General features: G+C 72.4%; 13 protein-coding genes. 7 read left to right on the forward strand and 6 right to left on the reverse strand.

The features are described 5' to 3' along the window. Positions 1 to 202: 202 nt before the first annotated feature. Positions 203 to 1,420, reverse strand: a complete 1,218-nt coding sequence (locus LZG04_RS27140; RefSeq protein ID WP_233821870.1) for a cytochrome P450 — start codon at positions 1,418 to 1,420, stop codon at positions 203 to 205. Positions 1,421 to 1,555: 135 nt separating this feature from the next. Here LZG04_RS27140 and LZG04_RS27145 point away from each other — a divergent pair, with 135 nt between their 5' ends. Genes LZG04_RS27145 through LZG04_RS42705 form a run of 3 tightly spaced genes read left to right on the forward strand, consistent with a single transcriptional unit; the run spans position 1,556 to position 5,331 of the window. Further along, a complete protein-coding gene (locus tag LZG04_RS27145) occupies positions 1,556 to 2,158 on the forward strand; it encodes an RNA polymerase sigma factor (RefSeq protein WP_233821872.1) in 603 nt (200 codons plus the stop codon). Further along, on the forward strand, positions 2,155 to 2,634 hold the full coding sequence (locus LZG04_RS27150; RefSeq protein ID WP_233821874.1) for a hypothetical protein: 480 nt from the start codon (positions 2,155 to 2,157) through the stop codon (positions 2,632 to 2,634). Before LZG04_RS27145 ends, LZG04_RS27150 begins: the two co-directional genes overlap by 4 nt. A gap of 30 nt (positions 2,635 to 2,664) precedes the next feature. Further along, complete coding sequence (locus LZG04_RS42705; RefSeq protein ID WP_233821877.1) at positions 2,665 to 5,331, forward strand: CHAT domain-containing tetratricopeptide repeat protein; 2,667 nt, start codon at positions 2,665 to 2,667, stop codon at positions 5,329 to 5,331. Here the strand turns inward: LZG04_RS42705 and LZG04_RS27160 are convergent, their stop codons facing one another. After that, on the reverse strand, positions 5,332 to 6,597 hold the full coding sequence (locus tag LZG04_RS27160) for a S8 family serine peptidase (RefSeq protein ID WP_233821879.1): 1,266 nt from the start codon (positions 6,595 to 6,597) through the stop codon (positions 5,332 to 5,334). Between the two features lie 55 nt (positions 6,598 to 6,652). Beyond that, the gene (locus LZG04_RS42710; RefSeq protein WP_233821881.1) at positions 6,653 to 7,291 is read right to left on the reverse strand and encodes a response regulator transcription factor; all 639 of its coding nucleotides are present in this window, start codon (positions 7,289 to 7,291) and stop codon (positions 6,653 to 6,655) included. Positions 7,292 to 7,486: 195 nt separating this feature from the next. Between LZG04_RS42710 and LZG04_RS27170 the strand changes: the two genes are divergently transcribed. Next, positions 7,487 to 8,335 (forward strand): hypothetical protein, encoded by an 849-nt coding sequence (locus LZG04_RS27170; RefSeq protein ID WP_233821883.1) that lies wholly within the window; start codon positions 7,487 to 7,489, stop codon positions 8,333 to 8,335. A 50-nt stretch (positions 8,336 to 8,385) separates the two neighbouring features. On the opposite strand, the gene LZG04_RS27175 is transcribed toward LZG04_RS27170, so the two are convergent. From LZG04_RS27175 to LZG04_RS27185, 3 genes are all read right to left on the reverse strand, one after another. Further along, positions 8,386 to 9,474 (reverse strand): sugar ABC transporter substrate-binding protein, encoded by a 1,089-nt coding sequence (locus LZG04_RS27175; RefSeq protein ID WP_233821885.1) that lies wholly within the window; start codon positions 9,472 to 9,474, stop codon positions 8,386 to 8,388. A gap of 566 nt (positions 9,475 to 10,040) precedes the next feature. Then, complete coding sequence (locus tag LZG04_RS27180) at positions 10,041 to 10,223, reverse strand: hypothetical protein (RefSeq protein ID WP_233821887.1); 183 nt, start codon at positions 10,221 to 10,223, stop codon at positions 10,041 to 10,043. A gap of 129 nt (positions 10,224 to 10,352) precedes the next feature. Beyond that, positions 10,353 to 13,499: an RHS repeat domain-containing protein gene (locus tag LZG04_RS27185; RefSeq protein WP_233821889.1), complete on the reverse strand. Its 3,147-nt coding sequence runs from the start codon at positions 13,497 to 13,499 to the stop codon at positions 10,353 to 10,355. A 258-nt stretch (positions 13,500 to 13,757) separates the two neighbouring features. Between LZG04_RS27185 and LZG04_RS27190 the strand changes: the two genes are divergently transcribed. The 3 genes from LZG04_RS27190 to LZG04_RS27200 all read left to right on the forward strand — a co-directional run bounded on the left by LZG04_RS27190 (position 13,758) and on the right by LZG04_RS27200 (position 17,566). After that, positions 13,758 to 14,318, forward strand: a complete 561-nt coding sequence (locus LZG04_RS27190; protein ID WP_233821891.1) for a transporter substrate-binding domain-containing protein — start codon at positions 13,758 to 13,760, stop codon at positions 14,316 to 14,318. Position 14,319: 1 nt separating this feature from the next. Further along, a complete protein-coding gene (locus tag LZG04_RS27195) occupies positions 14,320 to 15,273 on the forward strand; it encodes a cation diffusion facilitator family transporter (protein WP_233821893.1) in 954 nt (317 codons plus the stop codon). A gap of 178 nt (positions 15,274 to 15,451) precedes the next feature. Then, on the forward strand, positions 15,452 to 17,566 hold the full coding sequence (locus LZG04_RS27200; RefSeq protein ID WP_233821895.1) for a hypothetical protein: 2,115 nt from the start codon (positions 15,452 to 15,454) through the stop codon (positions 17,564 to 17,566).

The following is a 17,566-nucleotide window of genomic DNA, read 5'->3' on the forward strand; positions in this document are numbered from 1 at the left end:
GCGTCATCCGGCGGCCCGACCGCAGGTGGCTGCGCCGTCGATCTGTCTTCGCTCATCCCAACCCCCCACAACGGTGTCCCCCGACCCGATCAACAGAGGATCACACCACCGTCGCGCGGTGCATGGCTTTGTCGCCGACCGTCACCATTCCGAGCTGTGGCGCGGCCCACCTCCGGAACGCGGACGCCGGCGGTCGTCGTGGTCAGTCGGCCGCCACCCGCAGGCCGCGCAGCTCGTAGCCCGCGATCTCGTCCTTGAAACCGATCCGCGGCGGCTGGACCATGCGGATGCCGGGCAGCGACAGCAGCTTGTGCAGGAAGACGTCCGACTCCAGCATCGCCACGTGCGCGCCGGGGCACTTGTGCGGACCGTCCCCGAAGGACAGTCCGGTCGAGGCGCCGACGTGGGCCATGGCCCGGCCCGGGCACACCGACAGCGGTCGGTCGCCGACCACCGCGGGGTCGGAGTTGGCGTGGTCGAGCTGGACCCGGACGACGGAACCCGCGGGCACGGTGACCGAGTCCACCCGCACCTCGTCGGTGGTGCGGCGCTTCAGGTGGCCGATGACCGGTTCCAGGCGCAGCACCTCGTGCAGCACGAGCAGCCGCTCGGGTTCCTCGGCGGCCAGGTACCGGGCCCGCAGGTCGTCGTCGGTGAACAGGTGCCAGGCGGCCACCACGACGAACTCGCGGGTGGTGACCATGCCCGCCGCCGCGAACGTCAGGCACTCGCCCAGGACCTCCGCCGCCGTGCAGCCCTCGGCGAGCAGGTGCGAGATCAGGTCGTCGCGTGGCCGGACGCGCCGGGCGCGCACGGCGGGCCGGACGTCGTGGAGGTAGATCGCCGACCAGCCCTTGAGCTGCCGCCACGCCCAGTACAGGCCGTGCGGGCTGGTGAACCCGGGCTTGCCGAAGCGCTCCGGGAAGAAGTAGTCCAGCCGCCGCCTGATCCCGGGCCTGCTCTCGGTCAGCCCGATCACGGCGGACGTGACGTCGATGGCGAGCTGGAAGCTCAGGTCGGCCAGGTCGACCGGGCCTGCCGCGCGAACACGGGCCACCTGCTCGTCGGCGACGCGCTCCATCACCTCGCGGTAGGACTCGTCGACCCGCCGCGGGGTGAAGAATTTGGCCGTCTGCCTGCGGTGCTCACGGTGTTCGGGCCCGTCGCGGTAGAGCACGGGACGGCGGATCCGCCGCGGGAAGTTCTCCGTGGTCTCCACGCCGAGCCCGGCCTGCACGGTGTGGTGGTCGCGCAGGAACGCGCGCGCGGCCGCGTAACCGTTGATCTGCCAGGTCCCGTCCGCGTCGCGCTGGACGGGACAGCCTTCACCGGGCGAGCCCCGGTCGACCTTGCGCATGGTGCCCACCCTTCCCACCCCCGGCACGCCGACCAGTGTGCACCCCGCGGCGTTCGCGGTCACCGACCCTCCTCGACCACGCCTGCCGACCAGACCGCGCGAATACCGCGCGCGAATGTATCCGTACGGCGGTCCACCTCCCCGGTACCGGCGGTGGAGGGTGGTGCTCGGATGACCGTGCCCGTTGGAGGCGAACGCATGAAACACGATCCGGTGTCGGAGGTCGACCGACGGACGCGGCGACCGCACGTGCTGGCCGAGCACCTCGAACGCGCCAGGGCGGGTGACCTGGCGGCGTTGGACGACGTGGTGGCACAGCTGAACCCGCTGCTCTGGCACGTCGCCCGGGCGCAGGGCCTGACCAGGGAGGACGCCGCCGACGTCGTGCAGACGACCTGGCTGGAGCTGGTGCGGCAGCTCGACACGATCCGCTCACCGCTCGCGCTGACCGCGTGGCTGGTCAGCGCCACCCGGCGGGAGGCGTGGCGCACGAACGCCCGCCGCCGCAGGCACGTCCAGGTCGGCGACGACGTGCTGGCGGGGTTGCCGGACGGCGAGCCGGACCCGGGCGAACGCCTCGGCGCCGACGAGCGGCACCGGGCGTTGTGGCGCCACTTCACCCGGCTCGCCGAGCGCTGCCAGGCGTTGCTGCGGGTGATCGCCGTGGCCGACCGGCCGGACTACGCCTCGATCTCCGAGGCGCTCGGCATGCCGCCGGGCAGCATCGGCCCGACCAGGGGCCGCTGCCTGGCCAAGCTGCGGGCGATGCTGCTCGCCGATCCCGCGTGGAGCGCGGAATGACCGGGCCCGAGGACGCCGCGTCGCGGCTGGACGAGCTGGACCTGGCCATCCTCGACCAGGTGCGGGCGGTGCAGCAGGCGCTCGACCCGCCACCCGCGGACCTGGACACCCGGTCCCGGTTCGCCCTCCGGTTGGCCGACGTCGACATCGAGGTCGCCCGGCTGTACGAGGACGTCCTGGCCGGCGCGGGCGCGCGGTCGGCGGAACCGGTCCGCACGCTGACGTTCGAGTCGGCCGACGTGACGATCATGCTCACGGTGGCCGAACGGGCCGGTGAGCTGCGGGTGGAGGGCTGGCTGGCGCCGCCAGGACCGCTGCGGGTGGAGCTGAGGACCGACGATCCCGCCGGCACCCGCCACGTGGTCGCCGACGACGGCGGCCGGTTCGTGTTCGACGGGGTGACGCGCGGCCTGGCGCAACTGGCCGTGCCGCGGCCCGCCGGCCCGACCGTCGTCACCCCACCGGTGTCATTGTGATGGCGCAACAGGTTCGGCACACTGCCGTTCGTGAGCGCATCGGTCAGCGCGGCCCGGTCGTCGATGGAGCACGCCGCCGCCGCGCTCGACCTGGTCGGCCGCGATCCCCGGCTCGCGCTCACCGAAGCCGACGCCGCGGCGGCCGAAGCGCTCGCCGCCGGCGACCCGACCGCCCTGTGCACGGCGCACCGGGCCGCGGGCCTGGCCCTGCGCGGGCTCGGTGACCTGCCCGGCGCGGAGGCCCGGTTGCGCACCGGAATCCGGGCCGCAACGCGGGCCGGAGCCGAGCAGGCCGCCGCCGAAGCCCGGATGAGCCTCGCGTTCATCCTGCTCGACCGGGGCCGGCTGCGGACCGCGCTGACCGAGGCCGACCGCGCGGCCGGGCGGCTCACCGGGCTCCCGGCCGCGCGGCTCGCGTCCCAGCGGGCGTTGATCCTGCAACGCACCGGCAGGCTCGACGAGGCGCTCGCCGCCTACGCCGCCACGCTGCCGCACCTGCGCCGTGCCGGTGACCTGCTGTGGCAGGCCCGACTGCACAACAACCGCGGCCTGCTGCACGCCCACCGCGGCGCGCCGGCCGCGGCCGAGGCCGACTTCATCCGGGCCCGGTCCCTGTGGCACGCGCTCTCGATGGACGTGCACGCCGCCGAGTCCGAGTGCAACCTCGCCAACGTGGCCGCGCTCAGCGGTGACGCCCCGGCCGCGCTGGCGGGCTACGACCGGGCCGAGCGCTCACCCGCGCTGCGGACCCGCCCGATACCGCAGTTGCAGCTCAACCGCTGCCAGGTGCTGCTGTCGGTCGGTTTGTTCGAAGACGCCCGGCGCACGGCGCAACGGGCCGTCGCGGAACTGCGCGAGGCCGACGCGGCGGCCGACCTCGCCGAGGCCCAGCTGTGGTTGGCGGAGACGGCGGCGGCGCTCGGGCTGCGCGAGGTCGCCGCGCGGGAGGCGCGGGAAGCGCTCGACCTGTTCACCCGCCAGGGCAGGCCGGGGTGGGCTTCGCTGGCCCGCCTGGTCGCGTTGCGCGCGGTGGGAGAGCACGACCTCGCGCCGCGGGCGCTGGTGCGGTCGGCGCTGGAGTGCGCCGAGGCGCTGGCGGCGGCCGGGTGGCGGGTGGCGGAGCTGGACGCCCGGCTGATCGCGGCCGGTGCCGCGGTGCGCGCCGGTGACCTGGCCACCGCCGAACGGGTGCTCGGCCCGGCCACCGGGTCACGCCCGACCCGGCCCGTCCGATCCTCCGGCACCTTGGAGACCCGGGTGCGGGCCTGGCACGCGCAGGCCCTGCTGCGGCAGGCCCGCGGTGACCGCCGCGGCGCCCTCGCCGCGCTGCGGGCCGGCCTCGCGCTGGTCGGGAGGTACCAGGCGGCGCTGGGCGCGACCGAGCTGCGGGTGCACGTGTCGGCGTTCGGGGCGGAACCGGCCGCGCTCGGCCTCGACCTGGCCCTGGCCGCCGGCGACGCCCGGATGGTGCTCGGGTGGGCCGAACGCGCCAGGGCCCGCGCGCTGCGGCTGCGGCCGGTCAAGCCGCCGCACGACCCGGAGCTCGCCGAGGCGCTCGTGGAACTGCGTCGGCTCGCCGCGCAGGACACCGCGGCCCGCCGGTCCGGGTCGTCCGCGCCGGCCGACGCCGTCCGCCGTGCCGCCGAGGACCGCGTGGTGCGGGCCAGCCGGGTGGCCGGCAGCCCGCTGCACCGCCCGGAGGACGCGCCGCCGAACGCCGCCGCGCTGGTCGCGGCCCTCGGTGACGCCGCCCTGGTCGAGTTCGTCCGCCGAGGCGGCGAACTGCTCGCGGTGACCTTGAGCGCCGGCCGCTGCCGGCTGCGACCGGTGGCCGAGCTGGCCGAGGTCACCGCGGCGCTGGACGCCGCCGTCGCCGGGTTGAACGCACTGGCCATGGCGTTCGGCACGCCACGCGGTCGGGCCGCGGTCCGGGCGTCCGCGCAGGCCGCCGGGCGTCGGCTGGACGACCTGCTGCTCGGCCCGGTCCGCGCCGAGCTCGGCGACCGGCCGCTGGTGGTCGTGCCGACCAGCGGGCTGCACGGCGTGCCGTGGGGCCTGCTGCCCAGCCTGACCGGGCGCCCGGTGCGGGTCGCGCCGTCCGCCGCGGCCTGGCTGCGCGCGGTCCGGTCGCCGGTCCGGCGCGGCGGGCGGGTGCTGCTGGCCGCCGGGCCCGGTCTGCCCGCGGCCCGGTCCGAGGTCGCCGCCCTCGCCCGGCGCGCACCGGCCGCCGAGGTGCTCCTCGACGACCGGGCCACCGTGCCCGCCGTGCTGGCCGCGGTGGACGGGGCGGACCTGGCGCACGTCGCCGCGCACGGCAGGCTGCGCACCGACAACCCGCTGCTGTCCGCGCTGGAGCTGGCCGACGGCCCGCTCACGGTCTACGACCTCGAACGCCTGTCCCGCGCGCCGGAGGTGGTGGTGCTGCCCGCGTGCCAGTCGGGGGTGGCCGCGGTGCGGGCGGGTGACGAGGTGATCGGCCTGGTGTCGGCGCTGCTCGCGCTCGGCGCCCGGACCGTGGTCGCGACCGCCGTGCCGGTGTCCGATGTGGACACCGAACCGGTGATGCTCGCGCTGCACGAGCGGCTGCTCGCCGGCGTCCCACCCGCCGAGGCGATGGCCGCCACGAGGGCGGCCATCGCACCCACCGACGACGGCGCGGTCGCCGCCGCCGCCGGTTTCGTCACCTTCGGCGCCTGATCACCCGCACTGCCACGCGGTCGGCGGTGGCTGCACCTCGTAGAGCCTGGCCGACGGCTGCCACCCCGCGTTCGGCAGTTGGCCCAGGAAGGTGTTCGCCACCTCCCGGACGGGGTCCAGCCCCTGCGCCTTCGTGAACCGCCGCGCGATCTCCGCCGCGACCAGCGGCGCGGCGAACGACGTGCCGGTCCACTTGGCCCAGCCGGTGAAGACCGCGGCGGCGTCGTTCGGGTGCGCCCACCCGCTCACGTACGTGCTGACCAGCTCGACGGCGGGCGCGTACACCTCGGCCTTGTTGCTCTTGGACCACGCGACGGCCGACCCGCCCGTGGTGTCGCACCCGCCGACCGAGATCACGCCGGGCGGCGGCCCCTGGTAGGCGTACGCGGCCGGGTAGAACGGGCGGTCCGGCTGGTCCGAGGCACCCGCGGCGGCCACGACGACCTTGCCGTCGTTCAGCACGGCGTCCAGCGCCGTCGACAGCATCAGAGACGGGAGGTCGTCGTCGGTGAACCCGCCGAGCGACAGGTTGATCACCGGGGCGGTGAGCTCCTTGGAGGTCAGCGCGAGGCAGAGCTCCGCGTCGTCGGTCTCGCCCGTGGTCTCCAGCACGCGGAAGACCTGGGTGCTCACCTCCGGCGCCACCCGCGCGATCAGGCCCGCGATGAACAGGCCGTGCCCGCCCTGGACGTCGAGGAGCGAGCCGGCGTCGTCGCCGTCGAGCGGGTCGATCGGCAGCGCGTCCGGGTTCAGCCGCAGGAACGGCCCCAGGTCGGGGTGCGTGGTCTCCCAGTCGGCGGGCACACCGGTGTCCAGCACGGCGACCGAAGGCGTCGGCTGCCCGACCGCCGGTCCCAGCGTGGGCCGAGCGCCCGTCAGCGCGGCCGCCCAGCCGTCGGGGCCGCCCTGGTAGAAGTCCTGGACGCCCACCGCGCCCACGTACACGTGGTGGAAGTGCAGTCCTCGCAGGCGCTGCCGGCGGACCAGGTCGACCGGCACCTCGTCGGCGAAGCCCACCCACAGCCGGTGCGCCAGCCGGGCCTCGCGCAGCCGGGCGTTGACGTCGCCGTAGTCGGGCGCGCTCGGGTCCTGGCGCCAGTCCCGGCCGGGTGGTCCCGGTCTGTAGGGCCTGCCGCCGTGGCGCTCCAGCAGCGGCCTGAGGTCGTCTTCGAACGCGTCCTCCACCAGGAGCTCACCCGGTCGGATCAACGCGCCGTGCACCTCCATCACCGGTGAGCGGAAGCGCCGGAGCCTGTTCGTCGGCATGGTCGTGGTCACCTTTCGGTCGGTGTGCGTTCCCTGGGTCATGGGTGTCGAGCCGTCACCCTGATACATCCGCGTGCCGGAGCAGTTCGGTCGCGGCGGCGCGGTGCTCCACCTGGAGCTTGCGCAGCAGGTGGTGGACGTGGTTCTTGACCGTGGACAGCGAGATCGACAAGGCGCGGGCGATCTCCTTGTTGGCCAGCCCGCGGTCGATGAGCCGCAGGACCTCCAGCTCCCGGGCGGTCAGCCGGGGTGTCGTGCGGAGCCGGCCGCGGCTGCCCGCGGCCCGGTCGGCGAGCCGGTGGAACAGGCGCGCGGTCACGTGGGGCGGGCACGTCGCCTCGCCCCGGCTCGCCCGTTCGATCGCGGTCACCAGCTCCGAGAGGGTGGCGTCGGGGGCGAGGTAGCCCAGCATCCCGGACTCCACGAAGCCGATCACGTCGGCGACGGCGTCCCCGGCGAGGCCGACCACCTTGGTGGCGGGCGAGGAGGACCGCAGTTCCCGGGTGAACGGCTGCGCGGCGTCCGCGCCGAGGTCGAGCAGCAGGACGTCCGGCCGGGCGCTCGGCACCGCGAGCCTCGCCTGGGCCGGTTCGGCGGCCGTGCCCGCCACCACGATCCGCGGGCTGTCGGCCAGGCAGCGCTCCACGCTGTCCCGGTAGACGCGGACCCTCGCGACAACGAAGACCTTGATCACCTTTCCCCCCTCGTGCGACGCGGTTGCGGGGGTGATGTGCGCGCGGCGCGCCGGGTGATACACCGGGCCGAACCCGCCGTGGGATCCGGACCCCGGATGGATCTTTTATGGATCCCCGGGTCCATTTCCCCGCGTCATCGCGCCGCCCACCATCGAAGGCGTCGGAAAACCGACAACGGCGATGGAGGGGACAGCATGAAGATGGGAAGAACCGCCGTGGGGGGTGCGCTCGCCGGCGTGATGATGCTGGGCGTGGTGACCGGTCCGGCTTCGGCGGTGGTGCCGGAGCGCGACCCGGAGCGGTACTCGTCGGTCTCGGCGGGGCCCGCGTTCCAAGTCATGGACAAGAACGCCATCGACACGTGGCTGAACCAGAACAACAGCAGGGTGATCGACGTCGAGCCGGCCGGCAACGCGTTCTCCGTGGTGACCGTGACCAACAGCGGTCCGACGTACACGCGCAGTCCCGGCGGGTCGTTCTCGTGGACGACCGGCGAGACGCACGAAAGCCTCAAGAGCAAGATCGGCACCCAGCCGTACAAGCGGCTGATCGACGTCGAACGGCACACCGTGGCCGGCCAGACCCGCTTCGCCGCCGCGTGGGTCGACAACACCGGGGCCGCCGCGAAGAGCTGGTGGTGGTACCTCAACATCACCAAGGCCGAGGTCGACGAGAAGAGGCAGGACTGCACCTGCCGGCTGATCGACGTCGACCCGCTGGGCGGCGGGCGCTACGACGTGATCATGATCCCGAGCAGCGGCGACGACTACCTGGTGTGGGACTGGATGCCCGCCGTGACCATCCAGTACGCCCGCAACCAACTGGCGGCCAACCACATGCGCCCGGTCGACCTGGAGCCGAACGGGAGCGGGCTGTTCTCGGTGCTGGCGGTCCAAGACGGCCTGGTGGGCGGCATGTCCACCGACCAGACCTGGAGCGACCTGGTGACCTGGCCGCCCGGGATGCGCTACCTGCACGTGAAGAACTACACCAACGTGGACGGCGAATCGGTCTGGCTGTCGGTCTACCTGCAAACCAACTGACCTGACCCCACCGTGGCGGGGACGCCCCCAGCGCCCTCGCCACGGCCGAGTCACCGGATTTGGTACACCTCGGGCTTGAGGATGGTCCGCGTCATCGCCTGGCGACCGTCGAGCATCCTCTGCAACACCTCGGCGGCGCTCTCGGTCAGGCGGTGGGGGTCCTGCACCACGGTGGCCCGCAGCGGACTCGCGGCGGTCGCGATGAGGTGCCGGGCTTCGGGGATCCCGTCGACGCCGATGACGGTGGTCTCCCGGGTGAGCGGTGAGTCCGTCGCGCGCAGCGCGTCCACCGCACCCAGCGCCATCTCGTCGTTGGTGCAGAACACGGCGTCCAGCCGGGCCGACCGCACCGCTTGCGCCCGGACGTGGGCCTGGACCGCGTCGTAGGCACGGGACCGGGTGAAGGCACAGGTGTCGTCGACGCTGATCGACACGTTGCCCAGACCGGTGCGCAGGACCTCCGCGCACGCGACCTGGCGCTCGGCGTGCTCACGACTGGCGACGATCAGCACGTGCGGCCGCCGCACACCGCGTTGCCGCAGGTGGTCGACCAGCCAACGCCCCGCTTCCGTCCCGAGGTCGGCGCTGACGTAGCCGACGAACGCGGTGTTGGCCGGGTACTCGCTCTCGTCGTCGAACGGGTCGACGTCGGTGAACACCACCGGCAGCGCCAGTTCGACGCAGAACTCCACCAGCAGTGACCGCATCCGGTGCAGCTCGGTCGGGACGACGAACCCGCCCAGGTAGCTGTCCTTGGTGTTGAGCACCCTTCGCAGGTCGTGGCCCTGCGAAGCGGCGTCGTAGTCCCGGTCGGGCACCTTCAGCACCAGGTTGATGCCCTTGCGGTCGAGCGCCCGGTGCAGGCGTTGCACGAACTCGGCGACCCAGTACTTCTGGCTGAAGGCCGACGTGACGAGGAACGCCTGGCGCGCGGCCGGTTTCCGCGCCCTCCGGCGCAGCACGAGCGGAACGGCCGTGAGTGACACCGCCACGGGGATGGTCCAGGCGGGCACCGGCTCGAGCAACACCCCGCTGCGGATGACGATGACGCCGGCCACGAGCACCGCGACACCGCACGCGGCGACCACCGCGACGGTTCCCACCGACGACCGGTGGTGGATGTGCTGTTCGAACGTCACCACCGCGTCCCGCCCCGCCTGGACGACGGCACCGGACGACGAGGACCGAGCCCGTTGCCGGACAGCACGACCACGACGATCGGGGTTCCCGACGTGATCGGGTCGCACCCGGGCGTCCGACCCGTCACCGTCGTCAGCCTGGGAACCATCGCCCACGACGGATCCTCCTTGGCGCCTCGACGCCCGCACGGGCAGAAGCCAGGCATAGCCGATCCCGGCCACGCCGATCACGCATTTCTGCGGACAAGGTGCCGGAGCGTCCGGTCCACGTTTCGTCGCCCGGTGCCGGACGCGGTAGCGGCGCAACCGCTTGCGATAACAGGACAAGCGTCCGCCTTGTCCCGTCGTGAGTCCGATCGGGCGATGTCGGACGGCCCGGGTGCGGTACGAGTGGAGCGGCGGTGGTCGGTCAGGAGCGGCGGGCGGTGAGGCCGTTCGCGGGTTTCAGGGGGAGCTGCTCGAACCGGGTGGTGTCGGGTACGACCGGGCGCGGGTGGTGCGGAGCGCGGTGGCCGATCGGCGGTCGGGTGATCGCGCGTCGCCCGCGCGACGCCAGGACGTGCGGCTCAGGGGCCGGAGGAGCGGTTCTTCCGCTTCTCGACGGCGCGCATGACAGCTCCCCCGAAGAGCAGGACCAGCCCTCCGGCCAGGACAGCCGGCAAAGCTCCGGGTGCCTCTTGCCGGAAGACGACAGCGAGGGCCAGCAGCACGAGCCACAACGCTCCCAGCAGCAAACGCTTCACAGCCATGGGACACCTTTCCCGGGACCTGCGTGCCCAGCGCCGGTCGATGACGTCGAGCGACGAAGGCCCTCCGGCGTGATCGCGTGAACCACCAGAGGGCCTCCGTCATCTCACGATCCTTCGATCATCCAGCAATCACACGAGCTTGCCGAGCGGGGTGAACAGCGCCCCGCTCACGACACCCCAGAACCCGTCGGTCGAAATGTCGCTCTGCGTCCCGCCGGCCGCGGCGGACCCGATCGCCGCGCCGGCTCCGCCGAGGAAGCCACCCATCAGGGCGAAAGCGGGCAGGCATCCGACACCGGTGCCACAGGCGGCCGCGACGAACGCGCCCGCCGCCAGGCCGCCGATACCGCCACCGATGGTGGCGCCACCGCTCGAACCGAAGCTCCCGCCGGTGGGGTCGCTGTTGTTGATCGGGTCGCCTCCCGCGTAGTTGTAGGGGTTCGGTTCCTGGCCGGTGGGGTCGGGTGAGAAGAAGCGGGCGAAGCTGGGCTCGTAGATGCGGTAGCCCAGCAGGTAGTGACCGCGTTGGAGTTGGTAGGCGCCCAGGTAGCGGAACGGGTTGGAGGCCGACGCCGTGCCGGTGGCGGTCACCGCGCCGTAAGGGGTGTAGGTGTATTCGGCGGCCAGGTTGCCGTTGGTGTCGACGAGCGCGAGGACGCTGCCCTGGTGGTCGGTGACCGCGCCGTAGCGTGCGCCCGTCTTGTCCTTCAGGCCGATGAGCACGCCTTCGGTGTCACGGGTGTAGCTGGAGCGCGTCCCGTTGTCCACGGTCTCGGTTACCCCGAGGGCGGTGCGGGTGAACACGTGGGTCACCGAGGTGCCGCTGGTGGGCGTTTCGGTGACGGTGCGGGGTTGGGTCTGGTCCGCGGTGTCGTAGGCGAGGTCGAGCACCTTGGTGGTGCCGAGGTGGCCGGTGAGCAGTTGGTTGGTGGGGCTGTGGGTGACGGCGGAGTCGGGGTTGGTGGTGGACTTGTAGTTGCCCGCGCCGTCGAAGCCCACCGTGGTGTCGTTGGACCTGGTGTACTGGTCGGCGGCGTTGACGGTGTAGGTGCGACCCTCGCCGGACAGCACGTTGGTGGCGTTGTCCAGGGTGTAGGAGCCGGTGCCCGCCTTGGTGAGGCGACCCAGCCCGTCGTAGGCGTAGTCGGTGGTCACGCCCTTGATCGTCTTGGACTGGAGCTTGTCGGTGTCGCTGCCGTCGGGCCGGGTGTAGCGGTAGGTGGCTTTGAACAGTTCCGCGCCGGGTTTGGTGACCGTGATGGAGGTGTTGCGGCCGGCGTTGTCGTAGCCGGTGGTCTGCACCGCGCCGCCGGGGAAGCCGGTGGTGGTGCGCCGGTCGGCGTCGTCGTAGCCGAACGTCGTGGTGCCGCCGTAGGCGTCGGCCAGCGACGTCAGCCGGTCCGCGGCGTCGTAGCCGTAGGTCGCGGTGCCGGTCGGGGTGGTCAGCGTCTTGAGGTTGCCGACCTTGTCGTAGGTGTAGGACACGACCTCGGTGCCGCGGGTGACCTTGGTGAGCTGGTTGCGCGCGTCGTAGGCCAGCGTGCGCGTCACGCCGGGCACCTGGGTGGAGGTGAGGTTGCCGTTGGCGTCGAAGGTGTTGGCCTGCACCGCGCTCGCCCCGTGCTTGACCGACACGACCCGGTCGAGCCTGTCGTAGCCGTAGTCGATGCGCACGCCGTTGCCGTCGGTGATGCTGGTGACCCGCGACAGCGAGTCGTAGGTGTAGGTCGTGGCGCCGGCGGGCGCGGGCGGGGCCACCTGGGTCAAGTTGCCCGCGGTGTCGTAGGTGTAACTGGTGATCGCGCCCTTGCCGTCCTTGCGCGTGGCGACCAGACCGCGGGCGTTGTAGGTGTAGGTCTCGATGTCGGCGTTCAGCCCGGTCGAGCGGACCTTGGTCAGGTTGCCGTTGACGTCGTACTCGCGGGTGGTCTGGTTGCCGGAGGCGTCGGTGACCTGGGTCGGCAGGTGCGGGTGGGCCGAACTGGTGTAACCGACCACGCTCTGCGCACCGGTGGCCAGCTTGGTGCCGATCAGGTTGTTGAGCGAGTCGTACTGGTAGGTCGTGGAGTGCGACAGGGCGTCGGTCGTGGTGTTGACGTCACTGGCGGCCGTCCACGTCTGCGACCGCACGTGCCCCAACGCGTCGGTGGCCTTGACCTGCCGACCTTCGTCGTCGAACTCGTGCCGCGAGGCGTTGCCGTTGGCATCGGTGACGATCGTGTCGTAGGTGTCGGTCCGCGCGTACGTGGTGCTGACGCCGACGCCGTCCGAGGTCGGCTTGGTCAGCTTCGTCAGCCGCCCGCGGTCGTCGTACTCGAGCCGGTAGACCGCGCCGCGCGGATCGGTGATCGAGGTCAGCTCCCGGGGGTACTCCGGGGCGTACCCGAGCTTGACCTGCGCGCCGCCGCGGTCGGTGAACTGGATGAGCTCACCGCTCGTCGCGTAGGTGTAGTCGCCGAACGTCGTCCCGGACGGGTCGGTGATCGACTGCGCTCGGCCGCGGTCGTCGTAGTTGAATCGGGTCACCCGGCCTTGGGTGTCCACGACGGAGGTCAGCTTGCCGTCCGGCGCGTAGCGGTTGGTCACGGTGTTGCCGTTGCGGTCGGTCTGGGAGACCAGCCAGCCGCCCGCGGTGAACAGCCACCGCTCGTCGGAGGCGTCGAACGACACCACGTAGCCGCCGTCGGGCGTCCTGGTCAGCTTCGCGTCCACTTTGGGCGCCGGCGCGTACGTGCCGTCGGCGTTCTCGGCGAACCACTCGCAGTACCCGTTGGGGCCGTGCAGGATCACGCCCTGCCCGTCGAAGACCTCCAGGCCGATGTTGTCGTAGCTCAGCTGCCAGTCACCACCGGGGATCGGGCCGTCGTAGGTGTTGTAGAACCGGTCCACCGTCAGGTTCAGCCCGGTGCCCTTGACCGTCAGCTCGCGGTATGCCAGCACCGCGTTGCGGTTGTCGAGGTTGACCAGCAGCTCCAGCCGATCGCTGATCCGGTGCCGCTCCATGGGGTACGACGGCAGGATCCCGTAATCGGCGCCGCTGCACGTGACCCTCTGGGCTTGCAGGTCTCCCCCGCTCGCGGGCCACCGGTCGCGGTCGGGCGCGTCGCCACCCACCGGTTCCCGGTTCACCTGTGACGACGGAGTCCACGTCTCTGGGGCCTGGCCCCCTTCCGGAGCGGCTTGCGCCACCCCGATCACCACACCGGCCGCCAGGACGGCCGCCATCGCGCTGCCGGACACGCGCAGCACGAACCCACGCAGAACACTGCGTCTCACTACGATTCCCCCTCACCGGACCGGACGCCCCCCGGCGCCCGGCGACACCGGCGCTCTTGGCGCCGGCACATCCGAAGCTAACGAGTCGAGCCCCCCACCGCATTTCCGCGATGGGAGGTCACACCAACGCAGCAGTGCCGAACACCCGCCGGCGGGACAGGACGCCCTCCCCGCGATTCGTCCGATTGGCCCGAATACCAGCGGCTCACCGGAATCGTCCGAGGGTTGGAACCCGGGCGTTCGGGCAACATCATCGGCATGGTCGCTCGACGGACGTGGACGCGGATCGCGGTGGTGGCGCTGGTCGCGCTCACCGCCGCCGGGTGCCAGTGGCCCCGTGACGCCGACGGGACGCTGGACCGGGTGCGTGACGGCACGGTCCTGGTCGGGGTGGCGCACAACCCGCCGTGGACGATCGTCGACGACGCCGGTCAGGCGCCCGACGGTGTCGAGCCGGTCCTGGCGCAACGCCTGGCGGACAGCCTGGGCGCGCGGGTGCGGTGGGTGCCCGGTGGCGAGGCCGAGCTCATGACCGCGTTGTCGGAACGCCGCCTGGACCTCGTCGTCGCCGGGCTGGACGCCGAGTCGCCCTGGGCGCAGGACGTAGCCCTGACCACCGACTACTTCACCGCGGACGAGGTCGTCGCCGTGCCCGGGGGAGAACCGGTCGACACCGGCTCCCACCTGTCGGGCCTCGACCACGTCATGGCGGTGCCGCCGGGTGAGAACGCCTGGCAGACCACGGTCGAACGGTTCCTGCTGGCACTGGACGAAGACGAGCTGCGCAGCCTGCTCGAAACCCACCGGGCGGGGGCATGACGTGACCGCGATCCACGACCGCTACGAGCTGCCGCCCGAGAAGGCGGCGCTGCACCGCCGTGCCGTCCGCCTCGAGTGGTGGACGATCGCGTTCTTCGTCGTGGCCATCACCGTGCTGGCCGTCGTGCTCGGCCAGTCGCAGGCCATGAAAGCGGCCTGGGTGGAGGACATCCTCGCCCTGGCCCCGCCGATCGCGTTCCTGGTGGCCAACCGCTACCGCAACCGGGCGCCCGACGACGAGCACCCCTACGGGCACCACCGCTCGGTGGCCATCGCGTTCCTGGCCTCCGCCCTGGCGCTGCTGGCGCTCGGCGGCTACATCCTGGTCGAGTCCGTGCTGCGACTCGTGGAGGGCGAACGCCCGCCGCTCGGGTTGATCGAGGTCTTCGGCCACACGCTGTGGCTGGGCTGGCCGATGATCGTCGTGCTGCTGGCCACCATGGTCCCCGCGATCCTGCTCGGCCGCGCCAAGACGAAGCTGGCCGTGCAGCTGCACGACAAGGTCCTGCACGCCGACGCGGAGATGAACCGCGCGGACTGGCTCACCGCCCTCGCCGCCGTCCTCGGCATCGTCGGCATCGGGGCCGGCCTGTGGTGGGCCGACGCCGTCGCCGCGATCGTCATCTCCGCCGACATCGTCCGCGACGGCCTGCGCACCACCCGAACCGCCGTCGCCGACCTGATGGACCGCCGCCCCCGCACCGTGGCGGACAACCGACCACACCCCCTGCCCGCCCAGCTCACCACCCTCGCCCTCGACCAACCGTGGGTCGCCGACGCCTGGCTCCGGCTGCGCGAGGAAGGGCACGTCTTCGTCGGCGAACTGTTCGTCGTACCCCGACCGGGCACCGACGACCTGGTCGGACGACTGGACCGGCTGAGCCGGCTCCTGCGCGACGCGGACTGGCGCATGCACGACATCGCCGTGGTACCGGTTCCCGCCATCCACCGGTGACGCGCACCGGCCTGGCCGACCGCCCGAAGTTCATTGCCCCGCGCCGGCCGCGTTCCGTATCCTGCGCGCGGCACGGAGTTGTCCTCCTGTCATCACCACATCTCGACTGGGGGAACGAGTGCGTACTCTCCGTGGCGTCGGCGCCTGCGCCGCCGCCCTTCTCATCTTGACCGGACTCGTGAGCGGACCGGCTACCGCGGCGGACGCGGAGCCGCCGGCGGCGCCGTACACGGCCCTCACGGTGCACTTCGCGGGCTGGGGGTACATCGACGGGAACTTCTCGTACGAGAGATCCCGGAGCACGGTGAACGTCTACCAGCAGAACGCCAACGGGTACGCGTTGTCCATGATGGCGTCCGGCAACGGCCACCACCACAGCCTCAACGTCTCCCCGCCGAACGGGACGCGCTTCGTGGCGGGGCGGTCGTACCCGGCCAAGACCGGCTACTACACGTCGGACTCGGTGACGGTGTTCAACATCGGCGGCGACGGCCAGGGGTGCGAGGGCGCGGCGGCGACCTCGGGCACGCTCACCGTGCACGAGGCCGTCTACGACGAGAGCAACGGCCAGTTCACCGCGTTCGCGGCCGACTACTCGATGCAGTGCAACGGCGAGCGCCAGGTCGCCAAGGGCGAGATCCGGTTCCAGTCCAGCGTGGGCTACCAGGCCACCGACAGCTGGGACTACCGCCTGCAGTTCGGGCGGCAGCCGGCCGACCAGCCGGGCACGCCGTTGCAGGTCCCGGTCGAGGTGAACGGCACCCGGCCCACGACCTTCGGTGCGGCGTCGTTGACGGGCGCGAACCCCACCGCCTTCCGGATCACGGGGAACACCTGCTCGGGCAACACCCTGTCCTACGGTCAGAAGTGCGCGCTGACCATCACCCCGACGGCCACCGCGATCGGTGCGCAGACGGCGGTGCTGACCCTGCTGGAGGACTCGGTCGCGGGCAAGGTCGCGCGCCTGCTGTCGCTGGAGGGCTACGACGCGCGCACCGACGAGGGCACCTACTACCCGCTCACGCCCTACCGCGTGCTGGACACCCGTTCCGGTCAGGGCGCGCCCGCGGTCAGCGTCGGTTCGGGCCAGGCGGTCCGGTTGCAACTGGTCGGTCAGGGCGGCGTGCCGGCCGAGGCGTCGACCGTCGTGCTGAACGTGACCGTCACCGAACCCGTCGGCCCGGGGTACCTCACGGTCTACCCCACCGGTGTGGAGCGCCCGACCGCGTCCTCGCTGAACTACACGCCGGGATGGACCGGGGCCAACTCGGTCACGGTGAAGGTCGGCGCGGACGGCGCGGTCACCCTCTACAACCACGGTGCGGCCGTGCACCTCGTCGCCGACGTCAACGGCTACTACTCCAAGGGCCGCCCGTGCTGCCAGGGCTACATGGGCGGGCAGTACCAGGCGCTGGCCAGGCCGGTGCGCCTGGCCGACACCCGGGAGTGGGGCATCGGCCGGCTGCCGGCGGGCTACTTCATCAACGTGACCGCCGACTGGGGCGACTCGGTCAACTACAAGATCCGGGCCTTCGCGGTCAACATCACCGCCACCGAGCCGGCGGCCGCGGGCTTCCTCACCGCGTGGAACGGCAACAAGAACACCCTGCCGAACACCTCCGCGCTGAACTACGCGGCCAACGCCACCGTGACGAACTTCGCGGTGGTGCCCAGCAGGCCGTGCTACGAGTGCGGCGGCGGGTCGAGCGTGCCGTCCATCGGCGTCTACACCAGCCAGGACACCCACGTCATCGTGGACATCGTCGGTTTCTACGACGACGCCTCGCTGCCGGGTGGGCTGCGCTTCGAGCCCGTGGTGCCCAACCGGATCGCCGACACCCGCACGGGTCAGGGCTGGCCGTCCGCGCTCGGCCAGGCCACCACCGCGACCGTCGTGACGCCGGAGTCGCTCATCGGCCCCGAGACCTGGGCGCTGGCGACCAACGTCACCGCCGTCGAGCCGACCGACGCCACCTACCTGACGGTGTGGCCCGCGGGCTACAGCGGGGTGGAGCGCCCGAACACGTCCAACCTCAACCCGGCCGCCGGGGCGATCGTGCCCAACGCCGTGCAGACCATGATCGGGCCGGACTACGGTTTCCACATCTACAACAACCGGGGCTCGACCCACGTCCTGGTGGACGTGGTGGGCACGTTCTACGACGCCTCGCCGTCGTCGGGCACGCCGGGGTCCAGCGCCCGCACCGCCTCGGCGGACACCCCCACCCGGGTCGCGGCGGCAACCCTGCCGCTCCCGAAGCCGCAACGGCCCAACGGCCCCCACCGCGCGTAG

This window comes from Saccharothrix sp. S26, assembly GCF_021390395.1.
GTDB lineage: Bacteria > Actinomycetota > Actinomycetes > Mycobacteriales > Pseudonocardiaceae > Actinosynnema.

What these genes read in the sequence shown, in the direction of transcription:
- LZG04_RS27145 (WP_233821872.1), top strand. Translation starts at nt 1,556, where the DNA reads ATGAAACACGATCCGGTGTCGGAGGTCGACCGACGGACGCGGCGACCG.
- LZG04_RS27150 (WP_233821874.1), top strand. Translation starts at nt 2,155, where the DNA reads ATGACCGGGCCCGAGGACGCCGCGTCGCGGCTGGACGAGCTGGACCTG.
- LZG04_RS27160 (WP_233821879.1), bottom strand. Translation starts at nt 6,597, where the DNA reads ATGCCGACGAACAGGCTCCGGCGCTTCCGCTCACCGGTGATGGAGGTG.
- LZG04_RS27170 (WP_233821883.1), top strand. Translation starts at nt 7,487, where the DNA reads ATGAAGATGGGAAGAACCGCCGTGGGGGGTGCGCTCGCCGGCGTGATG.
- LZG04_RS27180 (WP_233821887.1), bottom strand. Translation starts at nt 10,223, where the DNA reads ATGGCTGTGAAGCGTTTGCTGCTGGGAGCGTTGTGGCTCGTGCTGCTG.
- LZG04_RS27190 (WP_233821891.1), top strand. Translation starts at nt 13,758, where the DNA reads ATGGTCGCTCGACGGACGTGGACGCGGATCGCGGTGGTGGCGCTGGTC.